Origin of the sequence: Burkholderia sp. AcTa6-5 (assembly GCF_017815075.1) — a bacterium.
Classification (GTDB): Bacteria; Pseudomonadota; Gammaproteobacteria; order Burkholderiales; family Burkholderiaceae; genus Burkholderia; species Burkholderia sola.
In genome coordinates this window covers 42,624-58,817 of sequence record NZ_JAGIQE010000032.1, presented here as the reverse complement: position 1 = coordinate 58,817, position 16,194 = coordinate 42,624, and the positions used below count along the sequence as shown (strand labels likewise).

The following is a 16,194-nucleotide window of genomic DNA, read 5'->3' as shown; positions in this document are numbered from 1 at the left end:
GATGGACTCCTGTGGTTCGACGGGGAGCGGGGCGGCTTTGCGCCCCGCGAACGGATCGATTCGATGGGTAACGATGGATCAACCCACGGCGTGACGTTGCGCATGCGGCCGCCCGACGAGCAGGTAGTGGCCGAGCGCGACGATCGGGAACGCGCCGGCCACCGCGGCGACGAGCGGCCAGCCGCCGTGTTCGTACAGCGGGCTCGCGAGCGCGGAGCCGATGGCGCCGCCGACGAAGATGCTCGTCATGTACAGCGCATTGAGCCGGTTGCGGCTCGCCGCATGCAGCGCGTAGATCTCGCGCTGGCCGAGCACCATGTTCATCTGCACCGCGAAGTCGAGCACGATGCCGGTGACGACGAGCCCGTACAGGCCGGCGCCGTGCACGACACCGACCGCATACGCGAGCGCGCCGGCAACCAGCGCGATCAGCGTCGCGCGCACCGTATGGCCGGCATCCGCGAGGCGTCCGGCCACCGGCGCCGACGTCGCGCCGATCGCGCCGACCAGCGCGAACAGGCCGATCGCCGATTGCGACAACCCGTAGTGACGCGTCAGCTCGACGGGCACGGCGGTCCAGAACAGGCTGAACGACGCGAACATCAGGCCCTGGTAGAACGCGCGGTGACGCAGCACCGGCATCGTGCGAACGAGGTGCAGCAGCGAGCCGATCAGTTCGAAATAGGTTGCGCGATGATCGGGCTGGCGCGACGGAATCGTCAGCGCGAGCACGGCCGTGACGAGCGTCATCAGCACGGCCGCGGCCGCGAACACGAAGCGCCAGCCGAACGCGTCGGCGACGACGCTCGACAGCGGCCGCGCGAGCAGGATGCCGAGCAGCAGCCCGCTCATGATCGTGCCGACGACGCGGCCGCGCGAATGGTCGGGCGCGAGGTGCGCGGCGAGCGGCACGAGGATCTGCACGGCCACCGAGCTGAACCCGATCAGCAGCGAAATCGCGAGGAAGAGCCCGGGCGTGCGCACGAACGCGGCCGCCGCGAGGCTCGCGATCGACACGACGGCCGTCACGATCATCAGCTTGCGGTTTTCGAGCAGGTCGCCGAGCGGCACGATGAAGAACAGCCCGAGCGCGTAGCCGATCTGCGTCAGCGACACGATCAGGCTCGCCGTGTTGCCGGACATGTGCAGGCTCGGCGCGATGAGCTCGGTGATCGGCTGTGCGTAGTACAGGTTCGCGACGATCGCGCCGCAACTGAACGCGAACAGCAGGATCAGCCCCTGCGTGAGTTTGACGCCGTGCGCGGGCGGCGCGAGCGGTGTTGAATCCGTTGACATGATCGACTCCTGGAAAAGGGAAAGGCCGGACACCGAAGCGTCGCGCGGGCATCGAGCTCGCCCGGCCGCGATACGGTGCACCGCATTGCCGTCCATACTATTGATCAATCGATAAAACCGGAAGCGAGACGCCGCGCAATCGAGTGTTGCGCGGCACGCAAAGGTGCCGCGCCGCAGCGGTTCAGCCGCGTTTGCCCTGCAGCGTCGGAATCTGCTCGAACAGGCCCGCGAGCCAGTCGACGAACACTTTCAGCTTGACCGGAATGTGGCGATTGGGCGGATACAGCACCGAAATCGGCCTGGCCGGCGCGTTGAAATCGGTCAGCACCTCGCGAAGCCGGCCCGATTTCAGGTAAGGCTCGACGAGGTACAGCGATGTCTTGATCAGGCCGATGCCGGCGACGCCGCACTCGATGTAGTTGTCCGCGTCGTTGACGGCCACCGTGCCGCACATCTGCACGATGCGCGGCTCGCCGTCGACGACGTAATCCCACGGGCGCGGTCGCCCGGTGTCGGCCGAGATGTGACTGACCGCCACGTGCTGCGCGAGATCGTCGACGGTCTCCGGCTCGCCGCACCGCGCGAAATACGCGGGCGAGCCGCACGTGCAGGTGGTCAGGCTGCCGATCCGCCGCGCGATCATCCCCGAATCGTCGAGCGCGCCGATGCGCACCACGCAGTCGACCCCTTCGCCGACGAGGTCGATCTGCCGGTCGGTCACGCCGAGTTCGATCATGATGTCCGGATGGGCGTCGAGAAACGCCGGCAGCGCGGGCACGACGACCTGCTTCGCCATCGCGGGCGGCAGGTTCACCTTCAGCCGGCCGCGCGGCACGTTGCGGGCCTGCGACACCGACGCCTCCATGTCGTCGATCTCGCGCAGCACCGCGACGGCGCGTTCGTAATACGCCTGGCCGTCCTCGGTCAGCGAGATGCGGCGCGTGGTGCGGTTCAGCAGCCGGCAGCCGAGATGCTGCTCGAGTGCGCTCAGCAGCGCGGACACGCGCGGCGTGGTGAGGCCGGTCGTGTCCGACGCGCGCGTGAAGCTGCCGGTTTCGACGATGCGCGTGAACACGCGCATCGAAAGCAAGGTATCCATCGTCGGAAGTTCTCCCGCCTGTCGGCATGCGGCGCCGGTGCGTGCCGGCGCCGTCTTGTCGTGTATCGGATAGGGCGTGTCGCGCAGCGAATGCGACCGACCGCTACGCGTCGATGCGCTTTCTCAGCGCGTCGCCGGCAAACGGCATTTCGCGCAGGCGCTGGCCGGTCGCGTCGAAGATCGCGTTGGCCAGCGCGCCGGCGGTCGGCCCCATCGACGCCTCGGCCGCGCCGAGAAACGGCGCGCCGGGGCGATTGACCAGATGGACCTTCACGTTCTGCGGCGCGGCCGAGAAGCGCAGGATCGGGTAGCTGCTCCAGTCGAAGCTGCGAATCCGTTCCGTGTCGTACTTCAGCGCCTCGTACAGCGTCCAGCTCGCGGCCTGCACGATGCCGCCCTCGATCTGGTTGCGGATGCCGTCCGGCGACACGATCTGGCCCGCGTCGACGGCGGCTTCCGCGTGTTCGAGCGTCACCTGGCCGGTTTCCGGCACGACCGACACCTCGACCGCGATCGCGACGTAGGCCATCAGGTTCTTGTATTTGCCGAACGCGAAGCCGACGCCGCGGTTGCGCGCGCGCGGCGGCCGCGGCCAGCCGAAGTGCTTCGCGGCGAGCTGGATCACCTGCCGCGCGCGATGGTCTTCCATGTGGCGCAGCCGGAATTCGACCGGATCGACGCCGGCCGCGTGCGCGAGCTCGTCCATGAAGCTTTCGATCGCCCAGACGTTGGTGTGCGCGCCGAGCGAACGCATCGCGGACGTCTGCAGCGGCATCGTCGGCGAGAAGTGGTTGACGATGTGCTGGTTCGGCAGCGCGTACAGCGGGATCGCGTTGCGGTCGCCGCCGCCCTCCGGTTGCAGCATCGGCGTCGACGGCGCGGGCACGAACGGCGGCTCGAGCATGCGCGCGGGCAGCAGCCGGCCCGCGTTGACGATCCGCTCGTTGTGCGAGCTGCTCCACAGCGCATAGTTCCAGTCGACGATGCGGCCGCTCGCGTCGAGCGATGCGCTGACCTCGGTCACCATCGCGGGCGTGAAGTGATCCCAGGTGTGTTCCTGTTCGCGCATCCATTGCACGCGAATCGGCTTGCCCGGTATCGCGGCGGCGATCAGCGCCGCATGTGCGGCCACGTCGTCCGCCGCGTTGTGGCCGTAGCAGCCGGAGCCTTCGGTGTGAATGCAGCGAATGTTCGCCTTCGGCATCGACAGCATCTCCGCGAGCGCGTCGCGCAGCGGATAGACGCCCTGCGAGTGGGTCCACACCGTCATCATCCCGTTCTCGAGATGCGCGACCGAGCACGACGGCCCGATCGACCCGTGCAACAGGTAGTTCTTCAGGAACGTCGCGTTCAGCGTCTTTGCGGCCGGCGCGGTGGCCGCGTGCGTGTTCGCGATCTCGATGCGCTGCGTCGAGATTCGCTTCAGGTCCGCGTGCACGGTGCTGCGCTCGGGCAGCTTGCGGCCCGGCGACCACTGGCAGCCGGCGGCGAGCGCGCGCTGCGCGACCACCGCCTGCCACTCGCCCTGCGCGACCACCGCGAGCATGCTGCCGTTGCGCACGATCCGCACGACGCCCGGCAGCTTCAGGATCGCGGCTTCGTCGAACGACAGCAGTTTCGCGTCGTACACCGGCGGCATCACGACGCGCGCGTGCAGCATGCCGGGCAGCTGCATGTCCTGCACGTAGCTGACGCCGCCCGTGACCTTGTTCGGGATGTCGACGCGCGGCAGCGACGTGCCGATCACCGCGAACGTCGCCGGGCTCTTCAGCGGCGACGTGGGCGTCGCGTTGCGGTGCAGGTCGACCGTGCGGATCGCGTCGCCGTAGGTCATCGTGCGGCCGTCGGGCGCCGTGATCACCGCGTCGGCGGTCGTCAGCACGCGCGGATCGACGCCGAAGCGTTTCGCCGCGCCTTCGACCAGCAGCGCGCGCACCTGCGCGGTCGCGTTCAGCAGCGCGGAGCCGCTGTCGGCCATCGTATGGCTGCCGGCGGTCAAGCCTTCGTCCGGCGACGCGCCGGTGTCGGCGGTCAGGAACGTGATCAGCGACGGCTTCATGTCGAGTTCCTCGGCGGCCACCTGCAGCAGCGCGGTGCGCACGCCGGTGCCGAGCTCGACCTTGCCGGTGTACACGGTGACCTTGCCGTCGGGCGCGATCTTGACCCATGCATCGAGCAGCGGATTGGTCTTCAGGCTGCCGGCGAGCGCCTGCGTGGCCTTCGCCACGTGCACGGCCGCGCCTTCGTCGGCGATCACCAGCTGCGCGGCCGCGCGCGACGCGGGCGCGAGACTGAACGCGACGAACAGCGCGCCGGAGACGATGAAGTGCCGGCGGCCTTCGTCGATGTCGTCGTGGGAATTCATTACAGCCCCTTGCTGATCGTGACGGGAGCGGAAGCCGGTTCGGGGGCCGGCAGCCCCGCGACCGAGCGCACCGCCGCGAGAATCCGCATGTGCGTGCCGCAGCGGCACAGGTTCGGTTCCATGTGCGTGCGCAGTTCCTGTTCGGTCGGCTTCGGATTGCGTTCGAGCAGCGCCTGCGCGCGCATGATCATCCCGGCGATGCAGTAGCCGCACTGCGCGGCCTGGTGCTCGATGAACGCGCGTTGCAGCGGGCCCGGATGCTCGGCGGTGCCGAGGCTCTCGATGGTGCGCACGCTGCGCGAACCGACCGCGGCCACCGGCATCAGGCACGAGAAGGTCGGCTTGCCGTCGACGATCACGGTGCAGGCGCCGCATTGGCCGAGGCCGCAGCCGAACTTCGCGCCGTGCAGGTGCAGGTCGTTGCGCAGCGCGTACAGCAGCGGCGTGGACGGATCGATGTCCAGCGTGTGCCGCACGCCGTTGACGGTGAGGGTAATCATCGTGCGGTGTCCTCTTTTCTGAGCTTCGCGGCCATCGCGTCGACGCCCGCCCACGCGGGACGATCGGTATAGGTCTCGCGCACGTACGCGGCGAGATCGGCGATCTGCGCGTCGTCGTACTGGTCGATGAACGACGGCATGTAGTTGAGCGTGTCCTCGCCGTGCCAGCCGATGCCGTTGAACATCATCTGGATCGCGTTGCGCGGCGTATCGGCGTTGACTGCCGTGCTGAACGCGAGCGTCGGCCGCTCGCCGATCGACTGCATCGGCGCGGCCGGCCCGTGGCACTGCGCGCACGATGCCTGGAACAGCGTCGCGCCGCGCTGCGCGGCCGGCGTCGTCGCGGTGTGTTCGCCCGCGGCCGTTGCCGCGGCCGCACGCGCGGTCGCCGGCTTCTGGATCGACAGGATGTATGCGGCGATCGCCTCGACATCCTCCACCGGCACCGTCGCGAGATCGCGCGTGACCGGCAGCATCGGCCCGGCCGCCGCGCCGTGCTCGCTCGCGCGGCCGGTGCGCAGGTAGGTCACGAGCTGCGCCTGTGTCCAGGGGCGCGTGGCCTGGCCGAGCGCATTGAGCGGCGGCGCTTCCCAGCCGTCGACGATGCCGCCGTCGAATGCACGGCCGCGCTGCTCGCCGCCGATCGCGTTCAGCGGCGAATGGCACGATGCGCAGTGACCGAGCCCGTCGACGAGCATCCTGCCGCGGTTCCATTGCGCGGACTGCGCGGGGTCGGGTTGATACGCGCCTTCGCGCAGGAACAGCACGTTCCAGAACGCGACCAGCGGCCGGAAGTTCAGCGGAAAGATCAGGTCGTTGGCGGGCGCCGTCGCATGTACCGGTTCGCGCGTCATCAGGTACGCGTATGCGGCGGCGATGTCGTCGTCCGACATCCGCGTGAAATGAATGTACGGAAACGCCGGGTAGAGCGGCTGGCCGTTGCGGCCGATGCCGGTGCGCAACGCACGGGCGAAGGCGTCGCGCGACCAGCGCCCGATCCCCGTTTCGGCGTCCGGCGTGATGTTGGTCGCGTAGATCGTGCCGAACGGCGTCGCGAGCGGCAAGCCGCCCGCGAACGGCTTGCCGTTCTTCGCGGTGTGGCACACGATGCAGTCGCCGAGCGCGACGACCCGCGCGCCGGCGCGCACCAGTTGCGGATCGAACGAAGCAGGGGCGGGCGGATCGATCGGCGCGATCGACGGCCGCACCATGATGCCGATCGCGACCGCGATGCCCGCGATCGCGATGCCGGCCGCGCCGAACCAGAGTCGTTTGTGCTTCATGTGCGCTCCGCGCGAAGCGGTGCGCCGCACGTCGTGCGCGGCGCGCCCGGGGCGTCGTGCGTCGGCTGGCCGGGCCGCGAACGCGTGGCTGCGCGGCGGTGATTGGCAACTGGATCCACGTTGTCACTCCATCAATCGAAAAGGCGCGCAGGCTGGCCAGCGCGGTTGCTCTTGCAGCCAGTCTACGCAGACGCCCGCGTCATTTCCTGAAACCCGGCTGAAACGTTCTGAACGGGTTCCGGCCCGGTTCGGCGGCACCCGGCACGCACGCGCTAGATCCGCAGCAGCCGGCCCGCATTGCCGCCGAGCACCAGCGCGCGCTGGTCGTCGGGCAGGTCCAGCCGGTCGAGAAAACGCACCGGTTGCGCGTAGCCCATGTCGAAGCAATAGTCGCTGCCGAGCACCAGCCGGTCGATGCCGACGTTCTCGATCAGAAAGTTCAGCACCGGCCCCGAGTGGGACACCGTGTCGTAGCTGAAGCGCCGCAGATAGCTGCTCGGCTGTTGCGCGAGCCGGCGCGTTTCCGGCCGGACGGTCCACCCGGCGTCGAGCCGGCCGGCGAGGACCGGCAGCGCGCCGCCCGCATGCGGCAGCGTGACGTGCAGCGCCGGATGGCGGTCGAGCACGCCGCCGAGTATCAGGTGCGAAGCGGCGATTGCCGTATCGAACGGATTGCCGAGCAGGTTGCTCAGGTAGAAATCGCCGAGGCGCGCGCCGCCGACGGTTTGCTGCGGGTGCAGGAACACCGGCAGCCCGAGTTGCTCGATGCGCGCGAACACCGGCGCGAACTGCGGATCGTCGAGGTCGCGGTTGTCGATGTTCGTGCCCATGTACACGCCGCGCACGCCAGGCAGCGCCGACGCGCGCTCGAGCTCGTCGATCGCATCGGTCGCGTCGAGCATCGGCAGCGTCGCGAGGACGACGAAGCGCGCCGGATGCCGCTGGTGCACGCGCGACGCGGCCGTATTCCACGTGCGCGCCAGTTTCGCGTTGAACGGCCGGTCGCCCCAGTACGCCATCGGCACGCTCAGCGACAGCGCCTGCACGTCGACGCCCGACGCGTCCATGTCCTCGAGCCGCGCGTCGACGTCGATGAATTTCATCGGCAGCGGCCCGAGGCCGCCGGCCGGCGTGCGGAACGTGAACGTCGTGTCGTCGCACGCGAATGCGCCGCCGAACCGCTTGCCTTCGCCGCCGACGAGGTCGCAGAAGCTTTCCGGGTAATAGTGCGCGTGGATGTCGATCGCGCGTGGACGCCGGGCCGGCAGCATGGCTGCAGCGGCCGAGGCGGGCGCCGGTTGCGCCGCCGCGGCCGGACGTCCGGCAAGGGCCGCGACGGCAAGCGCGGCGAATGTGCCGAGCATGCGGCGCCGGCCGGTGGGCAGGCAGCAGGGGCAGGTCATCGGATCGTCTCCAGGTCGTGATTGTCGTGTTGTGGCGTGCCCTGGCGCGGGAGGGCGCCGAGTTCGCATGCGACGAGCTGCGCGTCGAACCGCGCGCGTTCGCGTCGCGCGCGGGCCGAGCCGTCGGTGGCCGACACCGCGACGATCGCGACGAACGCGGCGGCCATCGAGAACAGCGCCGGATATTCGTACGGGTAGAGCGCGTGCGCGTGGCCGAGCACCTGTACCCAGACGGTCGGGCTCAGCACGGTGAGCGTGACCGCCGTGACGAGCCCGATCGTGCCGCCGACCACCGCGCCGCGCGTCGTCAGGCCGCGCCAGTAGATCGAGAGCAGCAACACCGGGAAATTCGAGCTGGCGGCGATCGAGAACGTGAGGCTGACGATGAACGCGATGTTCTGCTTCTCGAATGCGATGCCCAGCACGATCGCGAGCACGCCGAGCACCAGCGTCGTCGCGCGTGCGACGCGCATTTCTTCGCGGTCGGTCGCCTGGCCGCGGCGCAGCACGTTCGCATAGAGGTCGTGCGAGATCGCCGACGAGCCGGCGAGCGTCAGCCCCGCGACCACGGCGAGAATCGTCGAGAACGCGACCGCGCAGATGAAGCCGAGGAAAAAGTTGCCGCCGATCGCATGCGCGAGATGGATCGCCACCATGTTCGCGCCGCCGGCCACCGCGCCGGACGCATCGTGATACCGCGGGTCCGCCGCGACGAGCGCGATCGTGCCGAAGCCGATCACGATGATCAATGCATAGCCGGCGCCGACGATGCCGGTTGCATGGAGGATGCTCTTGCGCGCCGCGCCGACGTCGCCGACCGTGAAGAAGCGCATCAGGATGTGCGGCAGGCCGGCCGTGCCGAAGATCAGCGCGAGCCCGAGCGACACCGCGGACACCGGGTCGGACACGAGGCCGCCCGGCCGCATGATGGCCGCGTGCTTCGGATGGACGCGCAGCGCCTGCGCGAACAGTGCGTCGAGGCTGAAGCCGAAGCGGCTCAGCACCATGAACGCCATGAATGCCGCGCCGGCGAGCAGCAGCACGGCCTTGACGATCTGGATCCACGTGGTGGCGAGCATGCCGCCGAAGAACACGTAGACGACCATCAGCACGCCGACGATCACCACCGCGGCCGTGTAGTCGAGCCCGAACAGCAGCTCGACGAGCTTGCCGGCGCCGACCATCTGCGACACGAGATACAGCAGGACGATGACGATCGAGCTCGACGCGGCGAACGCGCGGATCGGCCGTGGCTGCAGCCGGTACGACACGACGTCGGCGAGCGTGTACTTGCCGAGGTTGCGCAACGGCTCCGCGATCAGGAACAGGATGATCGGCCAGCTCGCGAGAAAGCCGACCGAATAGATCAGCCCGTCGTAACCGCTCGTGAACACGAGCGCGGAGATGCCGAGCAGCGATGCGGCCGACATGTAGTCGCCGGCGATCGCCCAGCCGTTCTGCAGCGCGGTGATGCGGCCGCCGGCCGCGTAATGATCGGCGACGCTGCGGTTCTGGCGGGCGGCCCAGCGCGTGATGACGAGCGTCGACGCGACGAACAGCACGAACATGCCGATGGCGACCGGATTGTGCGGGTGCGCGAGCGGCGCGGAGCCCGCCGCGAACGCCGGCGCCGCGGCTGCGCTCGCGGTTGCAGCGAGGAGGATGGCGAAGGTGCGTTTCATTGGCCGCCTCCGTCGCGGATCGACGCGACGAGCGCGTCATGCACCGCATTCGCACGCCGCACGTACAGCGCGACGAGCGCGAACGTCGCGACGAACATGCCGAAGCCGGCCGGGATGCCCCACGTGGTCGGGCGGCCCGGCACGATCGGCCGGCCGAGCCATGCCGGCGAGAACGCCAGCGACAGGATGAACGCGAAGTAAAGCGCGAGCATGACGGCGGTCAGCGACCACGCGAATCGCCGCCTTCGCGTGACGAGATGGCGGAAGCGGGCATCGCGCAGCAGCGGATGCGTGGCCGCGGCGGGCACGTCCTGATCGGGTGCGGGGCCGGCGGCGGCCGGAATCGAACGGTTCACGGTGTCTCCTTGTCGGTATTGGATGGGGCGCGATGCGGCGGGCGCGAGACGTCGTCCATGCGCCCGCCGGCGGTCAGAACCGCGGCGGCACGGCCGTTTCGCGCATCACGACTTCCGCGGTACGGTAGCGTTCGGCCATCTCGCGTTCGGTGTCGTTCTTCAGTTGCGCCTGCATGTATGCGCCGAGATGGCGCGCGTGTTCCACGATCGCGGCGCCGAACGCGGTGCGCGTTTCGCTGTACGCGTGCAGTGCATCCAGCGGATCGGCATGCGCGGCCAGCGCGCCGACCAGCGCAAGCGCATCGCCCGCGGCCTTCGTGACGCCCATCCCGCAGTGCGGCCGCGCGACGAATGCGGCATCGCCGAGCAGCGCGATGCGGCCGAACGCCATGCGCGGCACCTCGAGGTCGTAGATCGGCTGGAACAGCGGCTGTGCGGCGCGCGACACGACTTCCGCGAACTGCGGCGCGAGCAATGCATGCGCGGCGTCTTCCATGTCGGCGAGCACGTCGCGGCGGATCAGCGTCGGCGGAATGCCGGTCGCCCACAGCTTGCCCGTCGCGTCGGTGAGCAGGTTGGGCAGGTCGGTGTCCTCGCGGGTCGAGCGATACCACACGAAGTTGTAGCGGCGCTCGCCGGGACGCGTGCTGTTGTGCTGGCCGGCGACCGGGTAGCCGAGGATCTGCTCGCGCGGCGGCAGGCCGAACGCGAACTTGTCGAACAGCGTCGCGTGCGTGCGCTCCGACAGTTCGCGCTCGTCGACGAGGCCGCGCCACGCGACGTAGCCCGCGTACTGCAGGCGCGCGTGCGGCAGGAATCGTTCGCGGATCGCAGAACGGAAGCCGTCGGCCGCGACGACGAGGTCGGCATGCACGACCGAGCCGTCGGCCAGCGTGAGCGTGGCGTGCTCGGGCCCGTCCGCGACGTCGGCGACGACGGCCCCCGCGTGATGGTGCTGGTCGGGCAGCGCGGCGCGCAGGACGTGGTACATCTTGCTCCATGCGGTCAGCGTCTGCGGCAGTTGCCGCTCGGATGCGAGCGAGCCGTCCCGCGCGAGCGTGACGCGCGATTCGACGTTCACGCCGATCGATGCGTCGACGCGCACGCCGGCCGCGCGCAGCACGTCGAACAGCTCCGGATGCGTGACGATGCCGGCGCCACGGCCGGACAGCGCGTCGGGCACGCGTTCGAACACGTCCACGTCCCAGCCGTTGCGCAGCAACAGGTTCGCGGCGAACAGCCCGCCCAGCGAGCCGCCGACGATGGCGGCCTTGCGATGCGTCGAATGGATGCTCATGTCAGTCTCCACGGGTAGCGGCGGGCGCTGCGGCGCCGCGCATGTCGAGGCCGGCGACTTCGGCGGCCGGGTAGTTCAGTTCGATCGTCACGCCCGACGGATCCTCGATGAAGACCTGATGCAATCCGAGGCTCGGCACGGTGCGGTCGCGCCACGCGATGTGTTCGGCACGCAGCGTGCGCCACATCGCCTCGACGCCGGTCGCGACGAATGCGATGTGGTCGACGGTGCCGGTGCCCGCGGCCGGCACGGGCTTGTCGCCGAGATACGCGGCGAGCCCGTTCGGGTTGGCCGGATCGATGCCGATCAGGTGGACCGTGCCGTAATCGGCTTCGTCGTCACCGAGGTAGAGCCACGCGCCCGGAAAGTCGAACGGCGGGCGGTAGCCGCGTCTGAAGCCGAGCACGCGTTCGTAGAAGCGGCACGATGCTTCGAGATCGGGCGTGCGGATCGAGTAATGCGCGAGTCGAGATACGGGCATGACGAACCTCTTGTTTATCGAAGGATAAGTTATCGTTCGATAAATTGTAGGTCGAAAACGGCGCAGCGCAAAGCCGTGATCGAGTCGTGTTAACCCTTGGCCCGGAATCGGGGGCGAATCGGGGATGAACGGGCACCGATGGCGCCGCGTGTCGCGTTACGACGGAACTTCGCCGGCGACGACTTCGTCCGCGTAGCACCAGATCCAGCGCTCGCCGGGCTCGATCGAGCGGACGAGCCGGTGGCCGGTTTCGCGGAAATGCCGGCTCGCGTGGCGATTCGGCGACGAGTCGCAGCAGCCGACGTGCCCGCAGATCAGGCACATCCGCAAATGTACCCAGCGGCTGCCCGATTTGACGCATTCCTCACAGTAGTCCTTGTCGGTGTCGAACACGCGTGCTTCGTCGAGATGCGTACAGGCGTTGGTCATCTTGCGCTCCGGTGCCGGCGCGGGAGCGACGCTTGCGGCACGGCCGGCGCGAAGCCGCAAGCGGGAGGGGTACGCGGCATTGTGCAGCGTCGCGTCGCGGCCGCACCTTAATTGTCATGAAGCGGCCCGCGCGGCGCGCGGCGACGGCGTACAGTCGCGAATGCGTCCGGCGCGGGCACCGGCCGGGCCGCATTCGACATCGACATCCTCGGGAGGCGCTCATGGATCAACCGCAACACGTGCGGATCGTCGGCCTGCCGCGCAGCAGGGACGCGTATGCGATCCGCGATTTCCTGCAGCGGCGCATGATTGCGTACGACTGGTGCGAGCTGACATCCGACGCCGACTGCGCGCAAGTGCTCGGCATCGCGCCGCTGCACGACATCCGGCTGCCGGTCGTGATCTTTCCGGACGGCTCGCGCCTGTACCAGCCGACCCTGGCCGAAATCGCGGCGCGGCTCGGCTGGGTCGCGCGCCCGCGTTTCGTCGAATACGACGTGTCGATCTACGGCGCGGGGCCCGCCGGGCTGTCGGCGGCGGTCTACGCGGCGTCCGAAGGGCTGCGCGCGGTCGTGATCGAGCGCGGCGCGATCGGCGGGCAGGCCGGCACGAGTTCGCTGATCGAGAACTACATGGGCTTCCCGGACGGCATCCCGGGCGCGGAGCTCGCCGAACGCGCGCGCGAGCAGGCGGTGAAGTTCGGCGTCGAACTGCTGACGATGCGTGAAGGCGTGCATGCGACGTTCGTCGACGGCAAGATCCGCGTCGAGCTCGCCGACGGATCGATCCTGGTCGCGCGCGCGAACATCTGCGCGACCGGCATCGAATATCGCAGCCTCGGGCTGCCGGAGGAGCCGGCGTTTCTGAATGCGGGGCTGTTCTACGGCGCGGGGTCGAGCGAAGCGCCGATGTGCGCGGGCGAGCAGGTGTTCATCGTCGGCGGCGGCAATTCGGCCGGCCAGGCCGCGATGAATTTCGCGCGGCATGCGCGCCAGGTGACGATGCTCGTGCGCGGGGCGTCGCTCGCCGACACGCTGTCGCGCTACCTGATCGACCGGATCGAGCGGACGCCGAACATCGAGGTTCGCTACCGGTCGAGCGTCGCCGCGCTGCATGGCGACGGCTGGCTCGACGCGATCGAGCTTCGCTCGGCCGACGGCACGCGCGAACGGCTGCCGGCCACGCGCCTGTTCGTGTGCATCGGCGGCGCGCCGAATACCGACTGGGCGAAGGACACCGACATCATTCGCAATCCGGACGGTTATCTCGTGACCGGCGGCGACCTGTACGACTGTCCCGCGTTCGAGCGCGTATGGCCGCTCGAGCGGCGGCCGTACCATCTGGAAACCAGCGTGCCGGGATCGTTCGCGGCCGGCGACGTGCGATCGGGATCGGTCAAGCGCGTCGCGTCGGCGGTCGGCGAAGGCGCGATGGCCGTGACCTTCGTGCACCGGTTTCTCGGCGAGGATGCGCATCGGCTCGCGCTCGTGTGACGCGCTCGCCGGCCATTCGATCCATTCATCGCGCGTCGGCCTGCGTCGCGTCGCGTAACCCGTCCCGGCCGGCGCGCGCCGGCGGCGCCCATCCGCCGCCCAACGCGCGCACGAGGCTCACCGTCGCGACGGCCAGCGCCTGCCGGCTGTGAATCAGCTGGCGCCGCGCATTCAGCGCATCGCGATCGGCGTCGATCACTTCCAGGTAGCTGACGTAACCGTGCGCGTAACGGCTCAGCGACAGCCGCGCCGCGGCGTCCGTCGCGTGTGCCGCATGGTCGTAGCGCACGATCCGCTCCTTTTGCGCGGCGATGTCGTTGAGCGCGTCCTGCACGTCGCGCAACGCAGCGATCGCGGTCGCGCGATAGTTGGCATCGGCGACGTCCGTGCCGGCCCGCGCGGCGGCCACCGCCGCGTCACGCTTGCCGCCGTCGAACAGCGTCAGCGCGACGTTCGCGCCGAGACTCCACAGCGAGCTGTTGCGGTCGAGAAACGAGCGCAGGTCGCGGGTGGCGAAACCGCCGTCGGCGGTCAGCGTCAGCGTCGGCAGCCACGCGGTGCGCGCGATGCCCAGCTCGAGCGACGCCGCGTCGGCGCGCCGGGCCGCCGCGAATACGTCCGGGCGTTGGGCGAGCAACGCGGACGGCAGCCCGGCCGGCACATCCGGCACCTGCACGGGCACGGCGCCCGCGTCGACGTCGAACGCGGTCGGCGACACGCCGGTCAGCACCGCGATGGCGTCGACGAGGTTCTCGCGCAGCCGGCGGCTCTCCGCGAGATCGGCATGCGCGGTATCGAGATCGGCGGACGCGCGCAGTCCGTCGAGATCGCTCGCCGCGCCGGCCCGCACGCGCGCGGCGATCACGTCGAGCGCGGTGCGCCGCAGCCCGATCGCGCGCGTGAGCGTCACGAGATCGTCGTCGACGTAGCGCAGCGTCAGGTAGTCGACGGCCACTTCGGTCGCCACCCGCAAACGCACCGCATCGCGATCGGCCGCCGCCTGCAGCACGTTCTGTTGGCCGACGTCGGCGTCGCCGCGCAAGCGTCCCCATAGATCGACTTCGTAGCTCGCGGCGACCGGAACCGACCAGTTGTGCATCGTGCGCTTCGGCAGCGCGTTGTCGACCGTGCCGGATACGCGCGTGCGGCTGAACGACGGGTCGACGCGCACGGCCGGTGCCAGCGCGGCCTCGCGCACGCCGAGCAGCGCCTGCGCCTGGTCGACGCGCGCGGCCGCCGCGCGGATGTCGAGGTTGTGCGCGAGCGCGGCGTCGACGAGGCGGCCGAGTTGCGGGTCGCCGAACCACGCAGGCCACGCCGCGAGCGACGGCGCGCGCGCATCGGTCGACGGATCGGCATGGCGGAACCCGTCGCGCCCGACCGGGACGGGCGCGAGCGGCTGCGGCGCGATCGAGCAGGCGGCCAGCAGGCTCGCGGCGAGTACGGCGAAGGCGCGCTTCATCGCGCTGCGCCGCCGGGTTGCAGCGTGACGACGACCGACAGCCCGGGCCGGATGCGCGGCTCCGTCGCGGCCGGGCCGTCCAGCAGGATCTTCACGGGGACGCGCTGCGTGACTTTCGTGAAGTTGCCGGTCGCGTTGTCGGGCGGCAGCAGCGCGAATTGCGCGCCGGTCGCGGGCGACAGGCTGTCGATGCGGCCGCTGAACGCGCGTTCCGGCAGCGCATCGAAGCGCAGTTGCACGGCGTCGCCGGCGCGTACGTGCCGCAACTGCGTCTCGCGGAAATTGGCGACGATCCACGGATGCGGCTCGACCAGCGTGAGCAGCGCCTGGCCGGGCGCGACATGCTCGCCGGTCTCGACGGTCTTCTTGCCGACGTAGCCGTCCGACGGCGCGACGACCGCCGTGTAGCCGAGCTGCAGCAGTGCGTCGCGCAATTCGGCATCGTTCTGGCTCGACGCGGCGTCGGCGGCCTGGGCGGCGGCGAGGGCGCTGCGCCGTTGCGCATCGGCCGCCGCGACGCGCGCGCGGGCGGACTTGCGCGCGGCATCGGCCGCATCGAACTCCTGCTTCGACAAGCCGCGCGGCGTCTCGCGGGTCAGTTCGCGTGCCCGCGCGTAATCGAGTTCGGCTTTTTCGGCATCGGCGTGCGCCGACACGAGCGCCGCGTCCGCCTGCTCGATCAGCGCGTGGGCGCGGCTCGCATCGGCATGCGCCTGCGCGACGCGTGCGCGCTGCGCGGCGACGCGCACGTCGAAGTCGCGCCGGTCGATCTGCACGAGCGCGTCGCCCGCGTGCACGAACTGGTTGTCGTCGACGAGCACGCGCTCGACCGTGCCGGACACGCGCGGCGAGATCACGTGCAGGTGGCCGGTCACGTATGCATCATCGGTGCCGCGATCGCGTGCGTCGAACTCGTACGCGAGCAACGTGACGAGCAGCAGCGCGATCGCGGCGATCGCGACGATGGCCGGCTTGCGGGAACGCGCGGGCACGGCGGGCGACGGCGCGGGTGAGGGTGGGGTCATGATCGGCAAACTCCGTTGTACGG

The 16,194-nt window shown here is 69.9% G+C and carries 14 protein-coding genes; 1 reads left to right on the top strand and 13 read right to left on the bottom strand.

Annotated elements, in window-relative coordinates; genetic code table 11:
* Positions 1 to 78: 78 nt before the first annotated feature.
* The 11 genes from J8I33_RS30285 to J8I33_RS30235 all read right to left on the bottom strand — a co-directional run bounded on the left by J8I33_RS30285 (position 79) and on the right by J8I33_RS30235 (position 12,191).
* A complete protein-coding gene (locus J8I33_RS30285; protein WP_209939668.1) occupies positions 79 to 1,296 on the bottom strand; it encodes an MFS transporter in 1,218 nt (405 codons plus the stop codon).
* Positions 1,297 to 1,477: 181 nt separating this feature from the next.
* Positions 1,478 to 2,395 carry a LysR family transcriptional regulator gene (locus J8I33_RS30280; protein ID WP_050014126.1) on the bottom strand — a complete coding sequence of 306 codons (918 nt, stop codon included), beginning with the start codon at positions 2,393 to 2,395 and terminating at the stop codon, positions 1,478 to 1,480.
* Between the two features lie 103 nt (positions 2,396 to 2,498).
* On the bottom strand, positions 2,499 to 4,760 hold the full coding sequence (locus J8I33_RS30275; RefSeq protein ID WP_209939667.1) for a molybdopterin cofactor-binding domain-containing protein: 2,262 nt from the start codon (positions 4,758 to 4,760) through the stop codon (positions 2,499 to 2,501).
* The gene (locus J8I33_RS30270) at positions 4,760 to 5,260 is read right to left on the bottom strand and encodes a (2Fe-2S)-binding protein (RefSeq protein WP_050014128.1); all 501 of its coding nucleotides are present in this window, start codon (positions 5,258 to 5,260) and stop codon (positions 4,760 to 4,762) included. Before J8I33_RS30270 ends, J8I33_RS30275 begins: the two co-directional genes overlap by 1 nt.
* Positions 5,257 to 6,543 (bottom strand): cytochrome c, encoded by a 1,287-nt coding sequence (locus J8I33_RS30265; protein WP_209939666.1) that lies wholly within the window; start codon positions 6,541 to 6,543, stop codon positions 5,257 to 5,259. Before J8I33_RS30265 ends, J8I33_RS30270 begins: the two co-directional genes overlap by 4 nt.
* 272 nt (positions 6,544 to 6,815) lie before the next feature.
* Positions 6,816 to 7,946, bottom strand: a complete 1,131-nt coding sequence (locus tag J8I33_RS30260) for an amidohydrolase family protein (protein WP_209928326.1) — start codon at positions 7,944 to 7,946, stop codon at positions 6,816 to 6,818.
* Positions 7,943 to 9,628 carry a cation/acetate symporter ActP gene (gene actP / locus J8I33_RS30255; RefSeq protein ID WP_209928329.1) on the bottom strand — a complete coding sequence of 562 codons (1,686 nt, stop codon included), beginning with the start codon at positions 9,626 to 9,628 and terminating at the stop codon, positions 7,943 to 7,945. The genes J8I33_RS30260 and actP overlap by 4 nt, the downstream gene beginning before the upstream one ends.
* Positions 9,625 to 9,984, bottom strand: a complete 360-nt coding sequence (locus J8I33_RS30250; protein ID WP_204384610.1) for a DUF485 domain-containing protein — start codon at positions 9,982 to 9,984, stop codon at positions 9,625 to 9,627. Before J8I33_RS30250 ends, actP begins: the two co-directional genes overlap by 4 nt.
* Positions 9,985 to 10,057: 73 nt before the next feature.
* Positions 10,058 to 11,281 (bottom strand): FAD binding domain-containing protein, encoded by a 1,224-nt coding sequence (locus tag J8I33_RS30245; protein ID WP_209939665.1) that lies wholly within the window; start codon positions 11,279 to 11,281, stop codon positions 10,058 to 10,060.
* A gap of 1 nt (position 11,282) precedes the next feature.
* Positions 11,283 to 11,762: a VOC family protein gene (locus tag J8I33_RS30240; RefSeq protein WP_050014134.1), complete on the bottom strand. Its 480-nt coding sequence runs from the start codon at positions 11,760 to 11,762 to the stop codon at positions 11,283 to 11,285.
* 156 nt (positions 11,763 to 11,918) lie between these two features.
* Positions 11,919 to 12,191 carry a UBP-type zinc finger domain-containing protein gene (locus J8I33_RS30235; RefSeq protein WP_089490291.1) on the bottom strand — a complete coding sequence of 91 codons (273 nt, stop codon included), beginning with the start codon at positions 12,189 to 12,191 and terminating at the stop codon, positions 11,919 to 11,921.
* A gap of 221 nt (positions 12,192 to 12,412) precedes the next feature.
* Here J8I33_RS30235 and J8I33_RS30230 point away from each other — a divergent pair, with 221 nt between their 5' ends.
* Positions 12,413 to 13,684, top strand: a complete 1,272-nt coding sequence (locus tag J8I33_RS30230; RefSeq protein ID WP_050014136.1) for an NAD(P)/FAD-dependent oxidoreductase — start codon at positions 12,413 to 12,415, stop codon at positions 13,682 to 13,684.
* Between the two features lie 25 nt (positions 13,685 to 13,709).
* Here J8I33_RS30230 and J8I33_RS30225 read toward each other — a convergent pair whose 3' ends face one another.
* Both J8I33_RS30225 and J8I33_RS30220 read right to left on the bottom strand, forming a co-directional pair.
* Positions 13,710 to 15,146: an efflux transporter outer membrane subunit gene (locus J8I33_RS30225; protein ID WP_209939664.1), complete on the bottom strand. Its 1,437-nt coding sequence runs from the start codon at positions 15,144 to 15,146 to the stop codon at positions 13,710 to 13,712.
* A complete protein-coding gene (locus tag J8I33_RS30220; protein ID WP_209939663.1) occupies positions 15,143 to 16,171 on the bottom strand; it encodes an HlyD family secretion protein in 1,029 nt (342 codons plus the stop codon). The genes J8I33_RS30225 and J8I33_RS30220 overlap by 4 nt, the downstream gene beginning before the upstream one ends.
* Between the last annotated feature and the right edge of the window lie 23 nt (positions 16,172 to 16,194).